The following is a 23,071-nucleotide window of genomic DNA, read 5'->3' as shown; positions in this document are numbered from 1 at the left end:
CGGAGAACCGGCTTCATCCTTGTCGATTGCGGCAAAGTACAAGGAATGTCGTTGTGAGTCAGATCGCCTTCTGGGGTGCGGTCGAATTAGGCCTCGTTTTCGCGTTTGTCGCCATCGGCGTCTATCTGGCGTTTCGCGTCCTCGACTTTCCCGACCTGACGGTGGACGGTTCGTTTCCGCTCGGTGCAGCGGTTACCGGCGTTCTGATCCTCGCTGGCCTCAATGCATGGCTAGCCGCGGCAATTGCCATGGTTGCAGGCGCTGTAGCGGGTCTTGTGACCGCAACGCTCAATGTGCGCTTCAAGATCCTCAACCTGCTTGCTTCCATTCTGACGATGATCGCACTTTTTTCGGTGAACCTCCGCGTGATGGGTCGCCCAAACATCGCACTCATCAATCAGGACACGATGCTGAGCCCCTTCTTCGGCCACGGTATTCCGGAATATTATGTGCGTCCGGCCTTCCTGTTTGTACTTGTCGTCATCGCTGTCTTCATCGTCTGGCGCTTTCTGGAAAGCGACATGGGCCTTGCCATGCGTGCGACCGGCGCCAACCCCAAAATGGCGCGTGCACAGGGCGTACAGACTGACCGCCAGATCTATATCGGCATGGCGCTGTCCAACGCGCTTGTCGCGCTTGGCGGCTCGCTGTTCGCCCAGACAAACGGCTTTGCCGATGTTACCTCGGGCGTTGGCACCATCGTTGTCGGCCTCGCCGCTGTCATCATCGGTGAAACCATCCTGCGCACCCGTAACCTGCTGGTGATCCTGATCGGTTGCGTGCTCGGCTCGGTCATCTACCGCATCGCTATCCAGCTCGCGCTTTCCAATGGCGACACGTTCGGCCTGCAGGCTTCCGACCTGAACATCGCCACAGCGCTTCTCGTCACATTCGCCCTGATATTGCCGCGCCTGCGCCGCGGGGGAGCATCCGCATGATCGAAGTTTCCAATCTCGATGTCGTCTTCGGTCGCGGCACTCCACTGGAAAAGCAGGTTCTGAACAAGATCAACCTGACCATGGATCGCGGTTCCTTCGTAACCGTCATCGGCTCGAATGGCGCTGGCAAATCCACCTTGCTCGGTGTGCTTGCAGGCGACGTCATCCCGACCGGCGGTAAGGTCGTGATCAGCGGCAAGGACGTAACCCGCAAATCCACCGCCGACCGCGCCGGTCTCGTTGCACGCGTGTTCCAGGACCCACTGGCCGGCAGCTGCGGCACGCTGACCATCGAAGAAAACCTTGCGCTTGCCGCCTCCCGCGGCAAGAAGCGCGGCTTTACTCATGCGCTGAATTCCAGCCGTCGCGAATGGTTTCGCGAGCGCGTGGCAAGCCTCAATCTCGGCCTTGAAAACCGCATGCAGGACCGCATGGAACTGCTTTCCGGCGGCCAGCGTCAGGCGCTTTCGCTCATCATGGCAACGCTTGCCGGTTCTGAAGTTCTGCTTCTCGACGAACATACCGCAGCACTTGATCCGGGCATGGCGGAATTCGTCATGGAACTGACCCGCACGCTCATCACCGAAAACAAGCTTACAGCGCTGATGGTGACCCATTCCATGCGTCAGGCGCTCGATTATGGCGACCGCACGATCATGCTGCACGGCGGCAAGATTCTGCTCGATGTTACCGGTGACAAGCGCAAGACCTTGGGCGTCGAAGACTTGATCGATATGTTCCGCAAGGTTCGCGGTCAGACGCTGGATGACGACGCTCTGCTGATCGAGTGACACGTCATCTAAAGCGGTTTTACAAAAGCCCCATGCTTGAAGAAAATGCCTCTACGGCATCAAGCATGGTGGCCACCGGAGCCTCCAGACCAGATCGCCTCCAGACAACATAGATATCGCAGGGAATATTGTCTTCAGCGCTGCAGATGTCATCCACACCGAGGGCTGATGCGATCGTCTGCGGGATAAAGCCGACCCCGCCGCTGTTCCTCACAAGAGCGGCCATCAAGGCGTAGGATTCCGTTTCAACCACACTATAGGCGCCAATCGACTGCGATCGTACCCAGTCATCCACAAAATCCCGGTAGAGGCAGCTGTTGCCGTGGCTATAGACCGGCACGGGCCCGTCTGTCGGCGAAGTTTCATTGCGCATGGGAACCAGCCGCTCCTTAAAAATCAAACGGCTGTTCAACTCCGGCGTAACCACCGGACCATCGGAAAAAATCGCGTCATATTCGTGGTTGTAGAGTCCCTCCTCCAGAACTCTGGAATGGCCCCGGAAAACCTTTAGCCGGGCATAGGGCTGCTTCTGCATATAGTGCGGAATGAACAAAGGCAGATGATGGTCTATGACCACATCAATGGCGCCAATGCTCAGACTATGCTGCTGTGCGGAAGTTCTGAACGTCCTTTCCACCCGGTGGGCATTCTCAAGGATCGGATGAACCTCATCGTAATATCGCCGGCCAAAGGGCGTTATGATCAGATTGCCCTTGTCTCGCACAAATAATGCATCGCTCAATAGTGCTTCCAGATCCTTCAGCATCTTGCTGATGTTCGATGGAACACAAAACATTGCATCAGCCGCAGCCACGACAGTGCCCAGCTCGACAACACGACAAAAGGCTTCCACGCGCCGTAAATTCATAGTGGCTTCTCAAAAAGTGAACGAATACGTTCTTTATAATTCACTTTTACAGAATTTCAAATTGATCCATATATTCGCGCAGATGAGGAATGAATATATCAAATGTTCTTTCGTCATTACACTTGAAACTTTAAAACTAATCCAGTTGGAAAATCAGGTAAGAAGATGATTACGCTTAATGTATTCTTCCATGTTCGCGAAGAAAGTAAGAAAGAATTTCTTTCGGTCTTGAATAACATGGTTTCGGAGTCGAACAAGGAAACGGGATGCGATTATTATCAGCTTTGGAAGAGCGATGATGACAGCAATATTTATGCATTGATCGAAAATTGGACAGATAGGGAATCTCTCTCACTCCATCAAAAGACGCCGCATTGGATTGCATTCAATGATGTCGTCAATTCCTTCCTGGTTCGGCCTTACGATGAAAACCATTACACCGCTATTCCGCATTAATGCCTGAACAGTGAGGAATTGGCCTCCACGAGCAGCCGCCTGTCCATGAAAGACAGGCGGCTGTTTCCAAGAAACTCTCGATACAAACCAACCAGCCTGCGGTTCCATAAGCACTCGCATTACAAAATTCAGCATCCGAAACCGTGCAAACACAAAATGCGTTTCCCACTCCCCGCCCAAATGCTCTAAGAACGATTCATGGCGCAGAAAAAAGCAAATGAAGTCGATGGTTTCCTGAGCAGACCGAGCAGCTCGTTTCCGGTCGTGCTTCTCTATGGTCCGGACAAGGGCCTGGTGAGCGAGCGTGCACGCCGTTATGCCGAAGCGACAAAGTTACCGCTCGACGATCCTTTTGCTGTCATCCGTATGGAAGCCGACGAGATCGATGCCGATCCTTCTAAACTGGCGGACGAAGCGCGCACCATTTCCATGTTTGGCGGCACCCGCCTGATCTGGATCAAGAACGCGGCTGGACAGAAGAAACTGGCCGAAGCGATCAAGCTTCTGGCCACCGAACCGCCGCATGAAACCTTCATTCTCGTCGAAGCTGGCGACCTGAAAAAGGGTGTTGGGTTGCGCAGCGCTATCGAGAACGCCTCGGCGGGCATGGCGCTTCCCTGCTATACGGACGACGCACGCGGCGTTGACGGCGTGATCGATGATGTGCTTGCGGAGTGGAAGCTGCAAATCACCCTTGATGGACGTCAGCTCCTTCGCGCCAGCCTTGGCGGCGACCGTCTTGCCACGCGTGGCGAGCTGGAAAAACTCTGCCTCTATGCACGCGGCAAGGAACGTATCGACATTGACGATGTGCGCGAAGCTGTCGGCGACGTTGCAGGCCTGTCGACCGATGAGGTCGTGGATGCGGTTATTGCCGGTGATTTGCAGCGTTTTGAAATCACGTTTGACCGCGTCGTGAAGTCTGGCACAGCGCCGTTTCTGGTGCTGAACACGGCCATGCGACAGTTCCAGCAGATACAGGCTCTGCGCTATATCATGGATACTGAACGCAAGAGCGCCTCGGTCGTGGTGGCCAGTGCAAGGCCACCCATCTTTTTCAATCGCAAAAGGCTCATAGAAACGGCCATCGGACGATGGGGCGGTGAAAGCCTTTCACGCGTCCTGGAGCGTCTCCAGCGCGCCGTCCTGGAAAGCCGCCAGAATTCCGCGCTTGCCATTCCGATCATTCGGCAATGCCTGATGGCCATCGGTGTGGAAGCCATGCGCAATGCGCGGCGCTGACTGCCTTCGCGACTGCAAAACGTGAAACATTGCCACAAACAAAAACCCCGGTACTGCGATACCGGGGTTTTTGTTTTCTTTATGAGAAACACATCAGCTTTGAAGGCGACGGCAGATTTCGTCCAGCTGTTCCAGCGAGCTATAGCGGATCTTCACTTCGCCGCCGCGATCCCGATGGTTGATCTCGACCTTCATGCCGGTCACATCGGAGAGCAGCTTTTCAAGCGCCTTGGTGTCGGCATCTTTTTCAACCGGCGCAGTCTTACCCGGCTTCGGTTCGGCACCGCCGCGTGCCTCGGCCTGAGCCAGCGCTTCCACCTGACGAACCGACAGGCCTTCCTTGACAATGCGCTCTGCCAATCCCGTCGGATTTTCCATCGTGATCAGGCTGCGCGCATGGCCTGCGGACAAAGCGCCGTCGACAATGAAATCCTGTACCGGCTGCGGCAGCTTGAGAAGGCGCAGCGTATTGGCGACATGGCTGCGGCTCTTGCCGATTACCTGCGCCAGATCGTTCTGTGTATACTCATGATTATCGATAAGCTGTTGATATCCCAAAGCTTCTTCGACTGCGTTCAGGTCTGCGCGCTGAACGTTTTCGATAATCGCGATCTCAAGAGCAACACGATCATCCACATCGCGAACGATAACAGGAATCGTATCGACGCCCGCGCGCTGCGAAGCCCGCCAGCGGCGTTCACCAGCGATGAGTTCAAAATGATCAGGCTGGCCCGGTGCTGGACGCACAACGATTGGCTGGACGACGCCATGTTCCTTGATCGACTGCGCCAGATCTTCGAGTTCGGCTTCCGCAAACATGCGTCGCGGATTGCGCGGATTGCGCGTGACAAACTCGATAGGCACATTGCGTTCGATTGGAACCGGCGCTCTGCGCTCTTCGACCGGACGGTCGATCTCACCAATCAGGGCAGCCAGTCCACGGCCAAGGCGCTTTTTTGAAGGATCGTCGTTCATCGTTCGGCAAATTCCTGCAATTGTTACGTAGTCGAATCGATAGTCTAGATTATGCGGCTTTCAATTGCCGCTCGCGCTGAATAACTTCCGACGCAAGCTGCAAATAAGCCTGACTTCCCGCACATTTCAGATCATAAAGAATGGCTGGCTTGCCATGCGATGGCGCTTCCGATACCCGCACATTGCGCGGAATAACGGTGCGATAGACCTTTTCACCCATGAAGGCGCGAACATCGTCCACCACCTGAGAGGCAAGATTGTTGCGGCTATCGAACATCGTCAACACGATGCCCTGGATCGAAAGCTCAGCATTGATCGTTGAACGAACCTGATCGACCGTCTGTAGAAGCTGACTTAGGCCTTCCAGCGCAAAGAATTCGCACTGCAGCGGCACGAGCACGGAGTCCGCAGCTGCCATCGCATTCAGCGTCAACAGGTTCAACGATGGCGGGCAATCCACCAGCACATAGGAGAACCGATCAGAAACGCTTGAATCGAAACGCAGAGAGTCGCGCAAACGGCGCGTACGGTCTGCGGATTGAGCAATTTCCATCTCGATACCCAACAGATCAAGCGTCGATGGCACGATAAAGAGATTGGGCACATCGGTCTGCATCGCAGCTTCCGGAACTGATGCCTCTTGCGTCAACACGTCATAGGATGACAGTGGACGATTGCGACGGTCGATCCCCAACCCCGTGCTGGCATTTCCCTGCGGATCGAGATCAACGATGAGAACTGTTTCGCCTATTGCCGCCAATGCTGTAGCCAGATTGATCGCCGTCGTGGTTTTGCCGACGCCGCCCTTCTGATTTGCAATGGTTATGATCCTGGACATTTTGTTCATTACCGTCGCCCTGCCGCTTTCCAGATCTGCCAAATTCTCGGATTCAATTTGCTTTGCGTCGCAAGTTGCTGATTTCGAGGATGACCGAAGTCTGATCGATAGCACTTTGATGTTTTACCAGATCGAAATCCCAACCGACACGGCTTTCATCGATTTCTCTCTGGTAATCCCGACCTTTTTGGAAAAGCGCTTTAGCGCCATCAACGAGCCAAGGCTCCGTCAAACCGAAAAGATCATTCAATGAGGCGAGCGCTCGGGCGGTAACAACCTCCGGAGTCTCGATTTTTTCCCACATGGACTCGATACGAGCCGCATGAATATGGGCAGGAACATTCAAATGTCCGGCAGAAGTGCGCAGAAAAGCCGCCTTTTTGCCGGCACTTTCCACCAGATCAATACGACTACCCGGTCTATCCACCAGGTAACAGGCCGTCACGATGCCCGGAAATCCACCACCGGAACCGATATCCAGCCAGCGTTTCGCGTGTGGAGCCAACGGAAAAATCTGCGCGCTATCCAGAATATGGCGACTCCAAAGGTCTGCCAAAGTCGATGGAGATGCCAGATTGATCGCTTTCGACCACTTCTGGAACAGCTCTTCAAATGCGATCAGACGATCCACTGTTTCACGTGAAACAGCCGGATTGATCTGGTGAAGACTTTTGAAACGGCGATCCGCACTCTTACCAGCACTCACGCAGCGCCCTTCCCTTCCGCCAATTCAGTAGCGGCTTGACGGCGAGAACCGTGCTTCTTGATCTGTGCTATCAGCAAAGCCAAAGCGGCTGGCGTCATCCCGTCAACACGCTGCGCCTCGGCGATGGTCTCTGGCTTGCGCTGCTTCAGCTTATGCTTCAGCTCGTTGGACAGGCCGGAAATGGCATCAATGTCCAATCCAACGGGAATCAACAAGCGCTCTTCGCGCTCCATGACCGCGATATCAGTCCGCTGACGCTCCATATAGACCGCATACTGCGCCTCAATCTCCAGCGTTTCGCGGGTAATTGGATCAATAGATTCCAGCTCGGGCCAAATCGGATTCAAGCGCGCCAGATCAATATCCGGATAAGACAACAGATCATAAGCCGAACGACGAACCCCATCATGGTTTAGATGCAGGTCATAACGGCTCGCAAGATTAGGCGTAATCGACAATGACTGCGTTAATTCGCGTGCGGCTGACAATGCATTCTCTCGTTCAGCAAAGCGCTGCTTCCGCTCACTTCCCAGTATGCCAAGGCGATCCGCCAACGGTGTCAGACGCTGATCGGCGTTATCCGCGCGTAAAGAGAGGCGGAACTCTGCGCGGGACGTGAACATACGATAAGGCTCACTTACACCGCGCGAAGTCAGATCATCCACCATAACACCAATATAGGCTTCGGTTCGTTGGATGATGATTGGCTCATCGCCCCCTGCTCGCCTTGCGGCATTCAAGCCAGCAAGAAGACCCTGAGCGCCTGCTTCTTCATATCCAGTGGTTCCGTTGATCTGACCAGCCAGGAATAAGCCACTCACGCGCCGCGTTTCAAGGCTACGCTTCAATTCGCGCGGATCAATAAAGTCATACTCGATGGCATAGCCCGGCTGCAGCATGACTGCTTTCTCTAGACCTGGGATGGTCTTGAGAATTTCGAGCTGAACATCCTCGGGCAACGAGGTCGAAATGCCGTTTGGATAAACCGTATGGTCATCCAGACCTTCAGGTTCCAGGAATATCTGGTGGCCATCACGATCACCGAACTTCACGATCTTGTCTTCAACTGACGGGCAATAACGCGGGCCAATACCCTCGATCGAGCCAGAATACATGGCTGAACGGTGCAGGTTGGCGCGTATGATCGCATGTGTTTCAGGCGTTGTTCGCGTAATACCGCAGTCAATTTGCGGTGTCGTGATGCGATCCGTCATCAAAGAAAACGGTACAGGGTTCTCATCAGCAGACTGGGTTTCGAGGTTCCCCCAATCGATGGTCCGGCCATCGAGGCGTGGAGGCGTACCAGTCTTGAGGCGTCCCAATGCGAAGCCAAGGGTCTTCAAAGTATCGGACAAGCCAAGTGCCGGGTTCTCGCCCATGCGCCCTGCTGGTATCTTCTTCTCACCAATATGAATGAGACCGTTCAGGAATGTACCTGTCGTCAGCACGATAGCGCCGCAGCTCAACAGCCGACCGTCCGATAGGACCACGCCGGTGACATTGCCATCATCGGTCTTGATATCGAACGCACCACCCTCGACGACGGTCAGGTTCTCTTGCGCACCTATCAATTCCTGCATCGCAAGCCGATACAGTTTGCGATCAGCCTGCGTGCGCGGGCCGCGAACGGCTGGTCCTTTACGGCGGTTCAACAGACGGAACTGGATACCTGCCTTATCGGCAACACGACCCATCAAACCGTCCAGCGCATCGATTTCGCGAACGAGATGGCCCTTCCCCAAACCGCCAATGGCCGGATTACAGGACATGACGCCGATAGTATCGAAGCGATGAGTAACCAATGCAGTGCGTGCGCCGGCGCGCGCAGCAGCCGACGCGGCTTCACAGCCTGCATGACCGCCACCGACAACAATAACATCGAAGACTGTAGATTCAGCCGAACTCATTTCTCGCATCCTTGGATTAGGAGACAGCTTTTGCCATGAATGCGTTTGAAACGGAAGGATAAAAAGCGTAACAGCCGATCAATTAAAAGCGTTCAGGACCGCTGACTCATGAAGGATGATTGGAGTCAACTATCCTCGCCAGATTCCACAGATGTTTCACGTGAAACATTCAAACGGGATTTCGCTGCCCGGTGGCGAGATGTTTCACGTGAATCACTCATTTGCCGATACAAAATTGAGAGAAGATTACGTCGAGGATTTCCTCGACGTCCACGTCGCCAGTGATGCGTCCCAAATACTGTGATGCTCGGCGCATATTCTCAGCGCGTAATTCCAGCGGAAGATCATCTCGCTCTGCAGCAGTCTGAATTTCAGTAAGTGTCGAGCGAAGCAAATTGATATGGCGCTGTCTTGTCGGAACGGCATCATTAATCTGGCCAATTCGTTCTTCCGCGAAAGACTCGAGTGCGGCTAAAAGCTCTTCCAATCCGGAACCGTTCTTGATCGATATCTGGACGGTCCAGGGCGCGTGTTGGTTCTTCGTTAGATCGGCCTTGGTGCCAATACGCCAAATCTCAACGTCAGCTTCGTTCAATGTCACATCAATCGGATCTTTCATATCTTCCAATAGAAGAATGAGGTCAGCTTCTGATGCCCTTTCGCGGGCTCTTTCAATACCGATCTTCTCGACTGCGCTTTCAGTCTCACGCAATCCGGCTGTATCGGTGACATAAACCGGGATGCCGTTCAGGTCGAGTTTGACTTCCAGAAGATCGCGGGTCGTTCCAGCTTCATCGGATATGATCGCCACTTCGCGCCCAGCAAGAAAGTTCAACAAACTGGATTTGCCCGCATTCGGTGCACCCGCTATCACCACATGCAAACCATCTCGAAGCATGGCTGCGCGCTTACCGCTGGCAATATGCTGCTCAATTTCCTTTTGTAGCTCTTTCAGGGATCGCCATACCTGATCAGAAACCGAGCTTGGGACATCACTCTCATCGGCAAAATCGAGTTCAGCTTCAATGAACGCCCTCGCGCGAACAAGTCTCTGCCGCCATTCCGTATAGAGTTGACGTTGCGCACCGGAAGCCACTTGCAAGGCAAGACGTCGCTGACCTTCGGTCTCGGCGGCTATGAGATCTGCCAGACCTTCTGCAATTGTCAGATCCATCTTACCATTGGTGAAAGCACGTCGTGTGAATTCGCCAGCTTCAGCAATACGGCAACCAGCTATCTCACCCAGTTCCTGCAACAGCTTTTCAACAACAGCTATACCACCATGAAGGTGAAATTCGACACAGTCTTCGCCTGTAAAACTATGCGGTCCGGGGAAGAAGAGTGCTAATCCACGATCAATCGCGTCTCCATTTCGGGAACGGAATGTCTTATAGGCTGCATATCTAGGTTCAATGCCGGAGCCAAGAATCGTTTCGATAATGAATCGAACTTTCGGGCCAGATGCGCGCACGACAGCAACACCAGACGGAAGCCGCCCACTGGACAGGGCAAAAATCGTATCGTGATGCACAGCGGTGTCGTTCATTGCGTTTCCTGACCTATATCAATCTTGCCAAGAGGATTGAAATTAAGCTCAGTGCATATTCATTCAAACGCTGAAAGGGAAGCCTCATGACGGATATCAGCAGAAACAGGCTGTCTGCGGAACCCAGTGCCTATCTGCGCCAACATGCGGATAACCCTGTTCATTGGCAGCCTTGGGGAAAAGAAGCCCTCGACGCAGCACGTGAGTTTAACCGCCCTATCCTGCTTTCGATAGGCTATGCCGCCTGTCACTGGTGCCATGTCATGGCGCATGAATCGTTCGAAGATGCTGATGTCGCTGCAGTGATGAACGACCTGTTCGTGAATGTGAAGGTCGATCGCGAGGAACGACCGGATATCGATCAGATCTATATGGCCGCTCTCGGTGCTATGGGGCAGCAAGGCGGATGGCCCTTGACCATGTTCCTGCGACCTGACGGAAAGCCCTTCTGGGGCGGCACGTACTTTCCGCCCCACGCACGCCACAACATGCCGGGTTTTGTCGATGTCTTGAAGGCGGTGAATAATCTCTGGCAAGGAGATAAAGAAAAAATTAACCATAATGCAGAGGCTGTGTTCGATCATCTGGAAGGTCGGCTCGCCGCGCAGAATGCCGCCACTCCGAATGAAATCGCGCGCTTTGATGATGTGACGCAACGGATCAGTGGTCTTATTGATCCGGTACGCGGCGGTATCGAAGGCGCCCCTAAATTCCCAAATGCTCCATTCATGGACGCGCTGTGGTTATCCTGGCTCTATAATCACGACAGCGATAACAGGGACAAGTTTATCCGCTCGTTGAAGACCATGCTGCAAGGCGGCATCTATGATCATCTCGGCGGTGGTCTTTGCCGCTACAGCACGGACGCCGACTGGCTCGCTCCGCATTTTGAAAAGATGCTCTATGACAATGCCCAGCTGATCCGACATGCCAATTATGCCTTTGCAGAAACGAAGGATGATTTGTTCCGCATACGAATCGAAGAAACTATTGATTGGTTGGTTCGCGAAATGCGTCTGCCAGATGGAAGTTTCACATCCAGTCTGGATGCCGATAGCGAAGGAGAAGAAGGGAAATTCTACGTCTGGAGTGAGACGGAGATAGACAGCGTTTTGGGAGAGGATAGCCAGGCTTTCAAGACGTTCTATGGCGTTTCCTCGGGAGGAAACTGGGAAGGCCATACTATTCTGAACCGGTTGCATGACGTGGATTCTGATGCAGTGGTGCCGCCGTCGATACGGGACGCCAAGGCAAGGCTCTTCGTACAGCGTGAAACACGCATTCGCCCAGGACGCGATGACAAGGCGCTGACAGACTGGAATGCACTTGCAATCCGTGCGCTGGCAGAAGCCGGACGAAGCCTCGCCAAACCGGAATGGGTGACATTGGCCGTCGAAGCCTATCAGGCGATCATGATGCCATTCCGAGCAGGGAAGATGGCGCATTGCCGTATGGAGGATCGACTGGTCTACCCTGCCCTGTCGACTGACTATGCCAGCATGATCAATGCCGCACTGGCGCTCTATGAAGCGAGTTCTGACCGGACTTACATTGATGACGCTCAGAAGCTCAAACAGGCGTTGGATGACCACCACCGGGATGCTTCCGGTAATTACCGTCTATCCGCGCTGGATGCCGACGATGTCATTCTTCACGCCTATGGCGATTATGACGAGGCTATCCCCAGCGCAACCAGCCAGATCATCGAAGCGCTGACGCGGCTTTTCCTCGCAACCGGTGACATGACGCTTTATCGAAGCAATGAGACGTTGATCGAGGAAGCGCTTGGGCGTGCATTGGCGCAGCAATATGGTCAGATCGGCATATTGAATGCAGCACGCATGGCTGCCGAACCACTATCTCTTGTCATTGCCGCGCAGTCCCATCAAGACGAGCTTGTTTCGATAGCGAATCGAAATCCGGATCCGCGTCGTCTCGACAAAATTATCAGTTTCACGCCGGATGCGGTGATTGAACTGCCTACAGGCGGTACTGCCCGGACCGAAAATCCATCGGCATGGCTCTGCAAAGGACAGGTCTGTCTGCCGCCGGTGGAAAGCGGCGATGCATTGCGCATTCTTCTGACAAGCGGAACGTGACAGACAAAAAAAGCCACGCTGGAAAACCAGTGTGGCTTTTGATTAGAGCATTTCCAGCAAAAATGCGAAGCGCCTACGCGGGGAAATCAGTCCACTGGACTGATTTCTGATCCCGCTTCGAAGCGTAGGATAATGCGCGAAAACAAAAAGCTGCAAGAAGCTTAGGTGTTCATCGAATCGAAGAACTCACCATTGCTCTTGGTCTGCTTGAGCTTGTCGATAAGGAACTCGATCGCATCGGTCGTGCCCATCGGCGCGAGGATACGGCGCAGAACGAAGATCTTCTGGAGATCAGCGCGCGGAACGAGCAGATCTTCCTTACGGGTGCCGGACTTGAGAATGTCCATGGCCGGGAAGATGCGCTTGTCTGCAACCTTGCGGTCGAGAACGATTTCCGAGTTACCCGTACCCTTGAATTCTTCAAAGATCACTTCGTCCATACGGCTGCCGGTATCGATCAGCGCGGTCGCGATGATGGTGAGCGAGCCACCTTCTTCGATGTTACGCGCAGCACCGAAGAAACGCTTCGGACGCTGGAGTGCATTGGCGTCCACACCACCGGTCAAAACCTTACCGGACGACGGAACAACCGTGTTGTAGGCACGGCCAAGGCGGGTGATCGAGTCGAGCAGGATCACAACGTCGCGTCCATGTTCGACCAGACGCTTGGCTTTTTCGATGACCATTTCGGCAACCTGCACGTGACGCGCTGCCGGTTCGTCGAAGGTTGACGAAATGACTTCGCCCTTCACCGAACGCTGCATGTCGGTCACTTCTTCCGGACGTTCGTCGATCAGAAGAACGATCAGATAGCATTCCGGATGATTGGCGGTGATCGAGTGTGCAATGTTCTGCAGCAAAACGGTCTTGCCGGTACGCGGCGGAGCGACGATCAGACCGCGCTGGCCCTTGCCGAGTGGTGCAACCAGATCGATGACGCGCGGCGACAGATCCTTGGAGGTCGGAACTTCCAGTTCCATCTTGAAGCGCTCATTCGGATAGAGCGGCGTCAGATTGTCGAAGTGAACCTTGTGGCGGATCTTTTCCGGGTCTTCGAAATTGATCGAATTGACCTTGAGAAGCGCAAAATAGCGCTCGCCTTCCTTCGGGCCACGGATCGGGCCTTCAACCGTATCGCCGGTCTTCAGCGAGAAGCGGCGCAGCTGCGAAGGAGAAATATAAATATCGTCGGGGCCTGGCAGATAATTGGCATCGGCGGAGCGCAGGAAGCCAAAACCGTCCTGCAGCACTTCGACAACGCCTTCACCGATGATCTCAACATCCTGCGAAGCCAACTTCTTGAGAATCGCGAACATCAGTTCTTGCTTGCGCATTGCGCTCGCATTTTCGACTTCAAGGGTTTCGGCAAAAGCAAGCAGCTCGACCGGTGTTTTATTTTTTAGTTCTTGTAGTTTCATTTCCTGCATGGATGAGGAACTCTTTTGAAATATAAGGAGAAAATGCAGTTGTTCGGAAAGTTGGTCAGCTGGTGGGCTGGACCGGCATCGAAGGCCTGCGATCAGGAAGGGAAGAGGCTTTCTTCATACCGATTTGCGATATGAAGAGCAAGTCACATGTAGTGACCGCAGATAAATTCTGCAACGGGAAAATGGCAGAAACCCGACAAAGCGGGTTTCTTTTCATTCAAAAATGCAATCAAAAAGGTTTTACGATCACCAGAATGACGATCAGGATCATCAGAATGGTTGGCACTTCGTTAACGATTCGCCAATGCTTTGCCGGTTTGGTGTTTTTGTCTTCTGCAAAAAGGCGCGTCGCTTTCGAAAGATAGCCATGCATGCCGGACATCAGCACAACCAGCAGCAGCTTGGCGTGCAGCCAGCCGCCCTGGAAGCGGAAGATTTCCCACGCCATCCACAGACCGGCAATCCAGGTTACAGCCATGGCCGGGTTGATGATGAAATGCAGCAGTCGCTTTTCCATCACCTTGAAAGTCTCGGAAGCTTCAGAACCCGGCTTGGTCGCTGTGTGATAGACGAAAAGCCGTGGCAGATAGAGCATGCCAGCCATCCAGGCGATAACGGCGATCACGTGAACCGCTTTCACCCAGAGATAGGCATCGGTTGGATTCACGTGAAACAATGCCCAGACGCCAAGCACCACAATCACAAGCGCTGCGATCATGCGGATATAGGCAGCCTTGGTGCTGCTTTTCGACGATGGCTGGCTCACGATTTTTCTCCACGAATGCGATCAATCATGCGCTGGACATTCTCGACCGGCGCTTGAGGTGTAATTCCATGCCCGAGATTGAAGATCAGCGGGCCTTTCCCCAGACGTTCGAGGATTGCATCCACGCCTTCATCGAGTGCGGAACCGCCCGCAACAACGCGTAACGGATCGAGATTACCCTGAATGGCGCCGTCTTCCTGCAAAGCGGCGGCGAAATTGAGCGGAACCGACCAGTCGAGGCCGAGCACATCAACGCCGGTCTTTTCGCGGTAGCCCGCATAAAGCATCCCTGCCCCTTTCGGGAAACCGATGATGCGCGCTTCGGGATAGACAGCGCGAACTTTTTGAACGATCCGCGCCACTGGCTGGATGCAGAACCGCTCAAAGCAATCTTCGTCCAGAACACCCGACCACGAATCGAAAATCTGTACGGCGTCTGCGCCTGCATCCAGCTGTTCGATAAGATATTCGGCTGACACATCAGCCAGATCATTCAAAAGCTTTTCGAAGGCTTCCGGGAAACGATAGGCGAAAAGACGGGCAGGCGCCTGATCCGGTGTGCCATGACCGGCGATCATATAGGTCGCAACGGTCCAAGGAGCGCCACAGAAGCCGAGCAGCGTCGTTTCATCGGGCAACTGCTCTCGCAGCAGCCGAACCGTCTCGTAGACCGGCTCCAGCCGTTTGGCGACACCTTCCGTCTCAAGCCAGAAAATCTCGTCAGCGTCGATGGGGGTCATCAAAGGTCCCTTGCCTTCCTCAAAGCGAAGGTCGCGTCCAAGGGCGTGAGGGATGACCAGAATGTCGGAAAAGAGAATGGCTGCATCAAAGCCATAACGGCGGATTGGCTGAAGCGTCACTTCGACAGCCAGATCGGGCGAATAACACAGATCGAGAAAGCTCCCTGCCTTTTTTCGTGTCTCGCGATATTCCGGAAGGTAGCGACCGGCCTGACGCATCATCCAGATGGGAGGTGGAAAGACCGCTTCACCGTCGATCACTCTCAAGACTTTGCGTTTCATCTGATTTTTATCCGCCCTGTTGGTTGCCTGATCCGGTTTTGGTCTGAAGTTATCCAGTCCGGTTCTCATAAAGAAAGGATGATTCAGGAATCTTTTGATTCTTAGAGTCTGTTGGAATCGGGGATTAAGGTCTGTCCCGGTTTTCCCCACAGTTCCGAAATTGCCAACTTACCTTGTGCAATTTTTCGTCGCCAGTCTGACGGAAAACGCAAAAAACTCAATTCCCTCTTTTAATATAAAGGGTTACCAATTGACGCAGTTCATGTGCTTTTGTGGAAAAGCTGGGAATTATTGCGAGGTTTTCCGAAATTGCGAGTCTTGTCCACACATGTTGATGGCTGCTTCGCACATGTTCGCCCGCTGTGGATGACTTGCCAATTTTTCCACGGCCTGCCATGGCTTGTGGACGAAGCCTCGGCCTTACGCACAGCCGTCAACAGGAGGGCAACAAAACTGTGACCAGAACGCTTTCCTACTTTCATCTCCATCTGATTTCTGATGCGACCGGAGAGACTCTCCTCGCAGCCGGACGCGCGGCAGCGGCGCAATATGCCAATGCGCGGGCCATCGAGCATATTTATCCACTGATCCGCACCGAGAAGCAGCTGCGCAAGGTTCTGGAAGGGATCGATGCCGAACCGGGCATCGTTCTCTATACGATTGTCGATCAGAAACTGGCCGCGATCATCGATGAGGCCTGTGCGGAAATGGGCGTTCCCAGCGTTTCGGTGCTGGAACCGGTGCTGAACACGTTCCAGTCCTATCTGGGTGCACCGGCACATCGCCGCGCCAGCGCGCAGCATGTGCTTAACGCCGATTATTTCCGCCGGATCGACGCGCTGAATTTCACGATGGAGCATGATGACGGACAATTGCCGCTCGATATCGAGGAGGCGGACGTCATTCTGGTCGGCATTTCGCGCACATCCAAGACGCCAACCAGCATTTATCTCGCCAATCGCGGCGTGAAGGCGACCAATGTTCCAATCGTTTTGGGCATTCCCGTTCCAGAAGTTCTGTTCACGGCCAAGCGTCCGCTGATCGTCGGGCTGGTTGCGACTGCGGAGCGAATCTCGCAAATCCGTCAGAACAGACCGCTCGGCAGTGTGCCGTCGTTCGATACGGGACTTTACACAGACCGGGTGTCCATTTCCGAAGAACTGGCCTTTGCGCGCAACATCTGCAACAGACATGGCTGGCCGATCATCGATGTGTCGCGCCGTTCCATCGAGGAAACGGCTGCCGCGATATTGGCGCTTTTGCGCACTGGGAAGAACGAAGGATTTCAATCATGACGACCAGGCTCATTCTTGCTTCCAAGAGCCCTTTCCGCTCGGCGCTGTTGAAAAATGCCGGGATCGAGTTTTCGGGCGAAAGCGCCGATATCGATGAGCGCGCCGTCGAAGCGCCGCTTTATGAAACGGGCGCAACGCCGGAAGAAGTGGCCCAGGTTCTGGCTGAAGCCAAGGCGCTCGATGTGAGCGAAAAAAATCCGGGTGCTGTGGTGATCGGTTGCGACCAGACCTTGTCGCTTGGTGACGAGATTTTCCACAAGCCCGCCAATATGGAAGCAGCGGGGCGTCAGCTTTTGCAGTTTTCCGGCAAGACGCACCAGCTCAACAGCGCGGTGGTTCTGGTAAAAGACGGCGAGACGCTGTGGCGTCATGTTTCGGTTGCGCGCATGACTATGCGCAAGCTTGATCCGGCTTTTGTCGGGCGCTATCTCGGCCGGGTTGGCGACAGCGCCCTTTCCAGCGTCGGCGCTTATCAGGTGGAAGGTCCGGGCATCCAGCTTTTCGAGAAGATCGAAGGCGATTATTTCACGATTGTCGGCCTGCCGCTGCTGCCGCTGCTTGCCGAACTGCGCAAGGAACATCTCATCGATGGCTGATACGATATCCGTGACGGGGCCGAAGGCTTTTGTCACCGGCTTTCCGATCAAACATTCGCGGTCGCCACTGATCCATGGATTCTGGCTGAACGCGCTTGGCATTGACGGCTCTTATGAGCCGATTGAAGTGAAACCGGAAGATTTTGCGGCTTTCGCCGCGTCATTAGCCGAAAATGGCTTTGCGGGCGGCAATGTGACGATCCCGCATAAGGAAGCTGCCCACGCGGCAGCCGACAGTCTGGATGCGGCTGCAACGGCCATCGGCGCAGTCAACACGCTGTGGTTTGAAAACGGCAAGCTTCGCGGTGGTAATACGGATGCCTATGGTTTCGCAGCCAATCTTGATGATTATGCACCGGGCTGGGACAATGCGGATACGGCGCTTGTGCTGGGTGCAGGCGGCGCGAGCCGAGCCGTCATTCACGCGCTTTTGTCGCGCGGCTTTTCGAAGGTAACAGTTGTCAATCGTACAGCCAGCCGGGCTGAAGAACTGGCGACGCATTTCGGTGCTGCCGTTTCGGCATCTGGCTGGGACGGCGCGCAGGATCGCGTTGCCGATGCCGGGTTGATCATCAACACCACGTCGCTCGGAATGAGCGGACATGACGACGATGGCGGTTTTCCGCTCGATCTGCGTGTCGCTTCAAAAGGCGCCATCGCGACAGATATTGTCTATGTTCCGCTGAAAACGCCTTTTCTGAAAGGCGCAGAAGAAGCGGGGCTCAGAACCGTGGACGGGCTTGGTATGTTGCTGCATCAGGCGGTTCCGGGTTTTGAACGCTGGTTTGGCCAAAAGCCAGAGGTGACGGCGGCGCTTCGCGAGCATATTCTAGCGGATATGGCAAAGGCTGGCGCTCTATGATCATTCTCGGACTGACAGGCTCCATCGGCATGGGAAAAACCACGGCGTCCAATATGTTCGCCGAGGCGGGTGTTCCTGTTTACAGCGCCGACGATGCCGTCCATCGGCTCTATTCAGGCCGCGCCGCGCCGCTGATTGAGGCGGCGTTTCCCGGAACAGTGGCAAATGGCACTGTGGACCGTGAAAAGCTCTCGGCTGAGGTCATCGGCAAGCCGGATGCCCTGAAGAAGCTTGAGAGCATCGTGCATCCGCTTGTGCGTGAGGAAGAAGAAGCGTTTCTGCGCGAGGCGGAAGCGCAAGGCGCGGCCATCGCTCTGGTCGATATTCCGCTGCTGTTTGAAACCGGCGGTGAGAAGCGCGTGGACAGGATTGTGGTTGTATCGGCTCCTGCCGATATTCAGCGCGCGCGCGTTCTGGCACGACCCGGCATGACGGCAGAAAAGCTCGACGCCATTCTCGCTCGGCAGACACCGGATGCGGAAAAGCGCGCTCGTGCCGATTTCGTGCTCGATACCAGCGGCAGTTTTGACAATTTGCGTCAGCAGATAACGACGGTTATCCAGAAATTGAGTGGAAAGCCAGCTGTCGCGACCGAATAGCCGTATTGGTCGTGCTATATGGTTTTAGATAATTTTCTGAGAGGTTCTTCAATGCGCGAGATCGTTTTCGATACCGAAACCACCGGTCTGGAAAGACTGGAGGATCGCGTGATCGAAATTGGCGGCGTGGAACTGATCAACAAGTTTCCCACAGGCCGCACGTTCCACAAATTCATCAACCCGCAGGGACGCCAGGTGCATCCTGAGGCCTTGGCGGTGCACGGCATCAGCAACGAGCAATTGTTGGACAAGCCGACTTTTGCGGAAATTCTGGACGAGTTTCTCGAATTTTTCGATGGCGCCAAACTCGTCGCCCACAACGCCATGTTCGACCTTGGCTTTATGAATGCCGAGCTTGAACGGCTTGGGAAACCGGAAATCGCGGTAGAACGCATTGTGGATACGCTGGCGCTGGCGCGCCGCAAACATCCGATGGGTCCGAATTCACTCGATGCGCTGTGCAAGCGCTACGGCATCGACAACTCGCACCGCACGCTGCATGGCGCATTGCTTGACTCCGAAATTCTGGCGGAAGTCTATATAGAGCTGATCGGCGGCAAGCAGACGGCGCTTGGTTTAAGCATGGATGGCGGCCCGAACAGCAGTGGTGCATCGGACGGTGGTGCAGCGATTGTGCTGGCGGCGCGCCCTGCCCCGCTTAAAGCCCGCATCAGCGAAACGGAACGTGCAGCCCACACGGCGCTCGTGGACGGCATGGGCGACAAGGCGATCTGGAAAAAATACTCGGCCTGAGAACCTGATAGTACGAAATGAAAAAGCCCGGCCTTACAGCCGGGCTTTTCGTATTGGAAAGCAATAAAGCTTAGCTCTTGACGGCAGCCTTGGCCTGTTCTTCAGCCATACGCTGCTGGAACATCTGCGCGAAATCGATCGGGTCGATCATCAGCGGCGGATAGCCGCCATTGCGCGTTGCGTCAGCAATGATCTGGCGTGCGAACGGGAACAGCAGACGCGGGCATTCGATGAACAGCAGCGGCAGCATGTGCTCCTGCGGAATGCCCGAAATGCGGAAAACGCCGCCATAGACCAGTTCCGTGTTGAACAGAACGTCCTTGCCGTCCACAGCCTTGGCTTCCAGCGTCAGCACAACGTCGAAATCCGTTTCGGAAAGCGGATTGGCGTTCACATTCACATTGATGTTGATCGAAGGCGCCTTTTCACGCGGACGCAGCGACAGCGGCGCGCCCGGGCTTTCAAAGGACAGATCCTTCACATATTGCGCCAGAATGTTGAGGGACGGCTCGGCGGTCGCGCCGTTGCCATTCTTTACTTCGCCCGCAGCCTTATCGCTCATTATCGGTATGCCTTCTTTTCGGTAATTAAACTCGTTGCCCCAAAAGGCTGGTGTGCTTGGCTAGCATGCGAGCGAGCATGAGGCAAGAAAGGCTTTCAACGTTAGCTATTGCTGCTGTTAGCCGTCTTTGCGCTCGCCTTTCCATGGCGAATTGTCATTCGGCTTGGTCGTATAGTCTTCCGGGTCGAGATCGATGACACGATCTTCGCGCCGGTTCGGACTGGAATGCTGATACTGGCTATAGCCTTCCGAATAACGCGCCGATGTGGCCACAACCATGCGGCCGCGCACGAATTTTTCCCAGACAATGTCGCGAATGAACGGGATGAAGAGCAAAATGCCGACGGTGCTGGTTACAAAGCCGGGCACGATCAGCATGATCGCAGCCAGAACCAGCATGGCGCCATGCACCATTTCACGATCCGGAACGCGGCCTGCGGCCGTTTCCGTGCGGATACGCTGAAGAAGGCCGATGCCCTGCACGCGCAGCAGGAAAAAGCCCAGCATGGCGCTCAGGATCACCAGACCCAGTGTCGCGAAGACGCCGATATGGCTGCCGACGATCACAAAACCGGCGATCTCGATGAATGGCATTGCCAGCATGACGAGAGGGGCGAAAGAAGACGACACGTGAGTCAGGACCTTTTGTTGTTTGGTTGATGTTCCGAACATAGTGACAAATGTAGCTTTTTCAGGTTCGGAACGAAATTGAAACTGTCTATCATGAAATATCAAATAGGTACGCGTGATCGGGATTTGAATGATTGCGCCTGCCGATCTATATGTATGAAACAGAAATTCACGATTGGAAGGGATTTGACGCCCTCTCCTTCAATCAACGGCAGGCGGCATGGAATTTTTCGACTTCGGCACGATCTTCTTCTTCATCGCAGCGGTGATCATTTTTCTCCAGCTGAGGAATGTTCTTGGCCGCCGTACTGGAAATGAAAAGCCGCCCTTCGATCCCTATACATCGGCCAAAAGCGCCGACAGTGCCGCGCCAGCCGGGCCGGATAGCGACAATGTCGTGGCTCTACCACGCCGCGCCGGTGAAAAAGACTTCACGGCAATCGACAAGATTGCTGCGACCGGAACACCGATCAATGATGGTCTACGGGCGATCTATGCTGCTGATCCGACCTTCGAACCGGCCCGTTTCGTCGATGGTGTGAAGATCGCCTATGAAATGATTGTGATGTCCTTTGCCGATGGCGATCGCAAAGTTTTGAAGAATCTTCTGTCCAAGGAAGTCTATGAGGGCTTCGTTTCGGCCATCGAGGAACGCGAGCAGCGCGGCGAAAGCGTGCGCTCTTCCTTCGTGGGTATCGAGAAGGCGGAGATTGCAGCTGCCGAAATGAAGGGTTCGGAAGCGCATGTGACGCTGAATATCGTCAGCCAGATGATTTCGGCAACGCTCGACAAGGAAGGCAAGCTGATTGATGGCGACCTCGAAAACGTGGTCGAGATCAAGGATTTGTGGACTTTCGCCCGCGATACGCGCTCGCGTGATCCCAATTGGAAGCTTGTCGCAACCGAAGCGGAAGATTAAGAGAAGGCTTAAGAATCGGGCCGCTGATTTCAGCGGCCTTTTTGTTTGTACTTGATAGAGCGGTTCCCTTTTTAAATGCGGAAACGTCGGAACGGCTCTATCAATTTGTTTTCACCGCATTTCCTTCGCAAAACCGTTTCACACTTTTGCTGGAAATGCTCTAGACGGATGCGGCTGTGAGCGACTTGGCGAGGATTTTCCGCCCGGTGGGTTTTTCCGATTGCCCCGGCTGGGACCGGGACGATCAGGCTCCCGCATTTGCTGCTTTTCGCCGTTCCGCCGATTATGCGGCGCAACAGACCTATCATAGCGGCAGCCTTGGCATCAGCTTCGAGGCTTTGCAAGCGGCCTTTGCCGCGGCACGGCATCTCGATAATCCCGATACGATTACCGCCCGCGCCTTTTTCGAACAGCACTTCGTTCCGTGCCGCATCGTTCCGGAACAGGAACAGGGCTTTGTGACCGGCTTTTACGAGCCGGAGATCGAAGCATCCCTTATCGCGGATGACAGATTTACCGTGCCGTTTCTCAGAAAGCCGGACGATCTCGTCAAAGTGACCGATGAGAACCGCCCCGCCGGTTTTGATCCGTCCTATGCGTTTGCCCGTCAGACGGAAGCCGGGCTTGTCGAATATGACGACCGCCGCCAGATCGAACGGGGCAGCCTTTCCGGGCGCGGGCTGGAGATTGCCTTCGTTGCCGACCGTGTGGATGCGTTTTTTGCTCATGTTCAGGGTGCAGCCAGACTGAAACTCACCGATGGCGGCATGATGCGCATTACCTATACCGCCAAGGCGGGCCATCCCTTCACGGGCATTGGACGTATTCTCGTCGCGAATGGAGAAATTCCGGCGGCGGATATTTCCATGCGGACAATCCGGCGCTGGCTGAAGGATCATCCCGACAAGGCGGATGCGCTGATCTGGCAGAACCGGTCCTATATCTTCTTTCGGGAAGCGCCGGTGGATGATGTTGATGCGGGTCCGATTGCCGCTGCCAAGGTTCCGCTGACGGCGGGCCGGTCGCTGGCCGTTGACCGGCTGCTGCATACATTCGGCACGCCGTTTTATGTCGATGCGCCGACGGTGACTGTTTTCGATGGCGCGCCTTTCGCGCGGCTGATGATTGCACAGGATACCGGCACGGCCATTGTCGGCCCAGCACGCGGCGATCTGTTTGCCGGGTCCGGCGATGCGGCTGGCGAGATTGCCGGTGGTATCAAAAGCGCTGCGGATTTCTACGCGCTTGTGCCGCGTCATCTGGTGGGGGCGTGA

The 23,071-nt window shown here is 54.7% G+C and carries 23 protein-coding genes; 12 read left to right on the top strand and 11 right to left on the bottom strand.

The window, feature by feature from the left end; translation table 11 throughout:
• Positions 1 to 53 precede the first annotated feature (53 nt).
• Positions 54 to 938, top strand: coding sequence for an ABC transporter permease (locus FHW00_RS01765; RefSeq protein ID WP_078337611.1), 885 nt, complete (start codon positions 54 to 56; stop codon positions 936 to 938).
• Positions 935 to 1,729: an ABC transporter ATP-binding protein gene (locus FHW00_RS01760; RefSeq protein WP_078337612.1), complete on the top strand. Its 795-nt coding sequence runs from the start codon at positions 935 to 937 to the stop codon at positions 1,727 to 1,729. The genes FHW00_RS01765 and FHW00_RS01760 overlap by 4 nt, the downstream gene beginning before the upstream one ends.
• Before the next feature lie 19 nt (positions 1,730 to 1,748).
• Here the strand turns inward: FHW00_RS01760 and FHW00_RS01755 are convergent, their stop codons facing one another.
• Positions 1,749 to 2,597: a LysR family transcriptional regulator gene (locus FHW00_RS01755; RefSeq protein WP_078337613.1), complete on the bottom strand. Its 849-nt coding sequence runs from the start codon at positions 2,595 to 2,597 to the stop codon at positions 1,749 to 1,751.
• A gap of 165 nt (positions 2,598 to 2,762) precedes the next feature.
• On the opposite strand from FHW00_RS01755, the gene FHW00_RS01750 reads away from it, so the two are divergent.
• A complete protein-coding gene (locus FHW00_RS01750; RefSeq protein ID WP_078337614.1) occupies positions 2,763 to 3,053 on the top strand; it encodes a putative quinol monooxygenase in 291 nt (96 codons plus the stop codon).
• A 198-nt stretch (positions 3,054 to 3,251) separates the two neighbouring features.
• Complete coding sequence (holA, locus tag FHW00_RS01745; RefSeq protein ID WP_078337615.1) at positions 3,252 to 4,295, top strand: DNA polymerase III subunit delta; 1,044 nt, start codon at positions 3,252 to 3,254, stop codon at positions 4,293 to 4,295.
• A gap of 93 nt (positions 4,296 to 4,388) precedes the next feature.
• Here holA and FHW00_RS01740 read toward each other — a convergent pair whose 3' ends face one another.
• From FHW00_RS01740 to mnmE, 5 genes are all read right to left on the bottom strand, one after another.
• Positions 4,389 to 5,270 carry a ParB/RepB/Spo0J family partition protein gene (locus FHW00_RS01740; RefSeq protein ID WP_078337616.1) on the bottom strand — a complete coding sequence of 294 codons (882 nt, stop codon included), beginning with the start codon at positions 5,268 to 5,270 and terminating at the stop codon, positions 4,389 to 4,391.
• A gap of 49 nt (positions 5,271 to 5,319) precedes the next feature.
• Entirely contained in the window at positions 5,320 to 6,117 is a 798-nt protein-coding gene (locus FHW00_RS01735; protein ID WP_078337617.1) for a ParA family protein, read from the bottom strand.
• Between the two features lie 43 nt (positions 6,118 to 6,160).
• A complete protein-coding gene (gene rsmG / locus FHW00_RS01730; RefSeq protein ID WP_078337618.1) occupies positions 6,161 to 6,814 on the bottom strand; it encodes a 16S rRNA (guanine(527)-N(7))-methyltransferase RsmG in 654 nt (217 codons plus the stop codon).
• A complete protein-coding gene (gene mnmG / locus FHW00_RS01725) occupies positions 6,811 to 8,721 on the bottom strand; it encodes a tRNA uridine-5-carboxymethylaminomethyl(34) synthesis enzyme MnmG (protein ID WP_078337619.1) in 1,911 nt (636 codons plus the stop codon). The genes rsmG and mnmG overlap by 4 nt, the downstream gene beginning before the upstream one ends.
• Before the next feature lie 217 nt (positions 8,722 to 8,938).
• Positions 8,939 to 10,267, bottom strand: coding sequence for a tRNA uridine-5-carboxymethylaminomethyl(34) synthesis GTPase MnmE (gene mnmE / locus FHW00_RS01720; RefSeq protein WP_078337620.1), 1,329 nt, complete (start codon positions 10,265 to 10,267; stop codon positions 8,939 to 8,941).
• Between the two features lie 86 nt (positions 10,268 to 10,353).
• Between mnmE and FHW00_RS01715 the strand changes: the two genes are divergently transcribed.
• A complete protein-coding gene (locus tag FHW00_RS01715) occupies positions 10,354 to 12,366 on the top strand; it encodes a thioredoxin domain-containing protein (protein WP_078337621.1) in 2,013 nt (670 codons plus the stop codon).
• 161 nt (positions 12,367 to 12,527) lie between these two features.
• On the opposite strand, the gene rho is transcribed toward FHW00_RS01715, so the two are convergent.
• From rho to hemE, 3 genes are all read right to left on the bottom strand, one after another.
• Positions 12,528 to 13,793 carry a transcription termination factor Rho gene (gene rho, locus FHW00_RS01710; RefSeq protein ID WP_109370019.1) on the bottom strand — a complete coding sequence of 422 codons (1,266 nt, stop codon included), beginning with the start codon at positions 13,791 to 13,793 and terminating at the stop codon, positions 12,528 to 12,530.
• Positions 13,794 to 14,022: 229 nt separating this feature from the next.
• Positions 14,023 to 14,511, bottom strand: coding sequence for a protoporphyrinogen oxidase HemJ (gene hemJ / locus FHW00_RS01705; protein ID WP_113533800.1), 489 nt, complete (start codon positions 14,509 to 14,511; stop codon positions 14,023 to 14,025).
• 44 nt (positions 14,512 to 14,555) lie between these two features.
• Complete coding sequence (hemE, locus tag FHW00_RS01700) at positions 14,556 to 15,581, bottom strand: uroporphyrinogen decarboxylase (RefSeq protein ID WP_078337623.1); 1,026 nt, start codon at positions 15,579 to 15,581, stop codon at positions 14,556 to 14,558.
• Between the two features lie 455 nt (positions 15,582 to 16,036).
• Between hemE and FHW00_RS01695 the strand changes: the two genes are divergently transcribed.
• The 5 genes from FHW00_RS01695 to dnaQ are packed head-to-tail and all read left to right on the top strand — an operon-like array spanning position 16,037 to position 19,686.
• Positions 16,037 to 16,876 (top strand): pyruvate, water dikinase regulatory protein, encoded by an 840-nt coding sequence (locus tag FHW00_RS01695; RefSeq protein ID WP_078337624.1) that lies wholly within the window; start codon positions 16,037 to 16,039, stop codon positions 16,874 to 16,876.
• Positions 16,873 to 17,472: a Maf-like protein gene (locus FHW00_RS01690; protein WP_078337625.1), complete on the top strand. Its 600-nt coding sequence runs from the start codon at positions 16,873 to 16,875 to the stop codon at positions 17,470 to 17,472. The genes FHW00_RS01695 and FHW00_RS01690 overlap by 4 nt, the downstream gene beginning before the upstream one ends.
• A complete protein-coding gene (locus FHW00_RS01685) occupies positions 17,465 to 18,334 on the top strand; it encodes a shikimate dehydrogenase (protein WP_078337626.1) in 870 nt (289 codons plus the stop codon). Before FHW00_RS01690 ends, FHW00_RS01685 begins: the two co-directional genes overlap by 8 nt.
• Positions 18,331 to 18,933 carry a dephospho-CoA kinase gene (gene coaE / locus FHW00_RS01680; RefSeq protein WP_078337627.1) on the top strand — a complete coding sequence of 201 codons (603 nt, stop codon included), beginning with the start codon at positions 18,331 to 18,333 and terminating at the stop codon, positions 18,931 to 18,933. The genes FHW00_RS01685 and coaE overlap by 4 nt, the downstream gene beginning before the upstream one ends.
• 51 nt (positions 18,934 to 18,984) lie before the next feature.
• Complete coding sequence (dnaQ, locus tag FHW00_RS01675; RefSeq protein ID WP_078337628.1) at positions 18,985 to 19,686, top strand: DNA polymerase III subunit epsilon; 702 nt, start codon at positions 18,985 to 18,987, stop codon at positions 19,684 to 19,686.
• A gap of 70 nt (positions 19,687 to 19,756) precedes the next feature.
• Here dnaQ and secB read toward each other — a convergent pair whose 3' ends face one another.
• Together secB and FHW00_RS01665 are read right to left on the bottom strand one after the other, a co-directional pair.
• Positions 19,757 to 20,248: a protein-export chaperone SecB gene (secB, locus tag FHW00_RS01670; RefSeq protein WP_078337629.1), complete on the bottom strand. Its 492-nt coding sequence runs from the start codon at positions 20,246 to 20,248 to the stop codon at positions 19,757 to 19,759.
• Between the two features lie 117 nt (positions 20,249 to 20,365).
• Positions 20,366 to 20,878 (bottom strand): FxsA family protein, encoded by a 513-nt coding sequence (locus tag FHW00_RS01665; RefSeq protein WP_078337816.1) that lies wholly within the window; start codon positions 20,876 to 20,878, stop codon positions 20,366 to 20,368.
• A 220-nt stretch (positions 20,879 to 21,098) separates the two neighbouring features.
• Here FHW00_RS01665 and FHW00_RS01660 point away from each other — a divergent pair, with 220 nt between their 5' ends.
• Both FHW00_RS01660 and mltA read left to right on the top strand, forming a co-directional pair.
• Positions 21,099 to 21,797: a Tim44/TimA family putative adaptor protein gene (locus tag FHW00_RS01660; RefSeq protein ID WP_078337630.1), complete on the top strand. Its 699-nt coding sequence runs from the start codon at positions 21,099 to 21,101 to the stop codon at positions 21,795 to 21,797.
• A 176-nt stretch (positions 21,798 to 21,973) separates the two neighbouring features.
• A complete protein-coding gene (gene mltA, locus FHW00_RS01655) occupies positions 21,974 to 23,071 on the top strand; it encodes a murein transglycosylase A (RefSeq protein ID WP_078337631.1) in 1,098 nt (365 codons plus the stop codon).

This window comes from Ochrobactrum sp. P6BSIII, from assembly GCF_014138065.1.
Taxonomy (GTDB): Bacteria; Pseudomonadota; Alphaproteobacteria; order Rhizobiales; family Rhizobiaceae; genus Brucella.
This window is presented reverse-complemented; position numbering and strand designations above follow the sequence as displayed.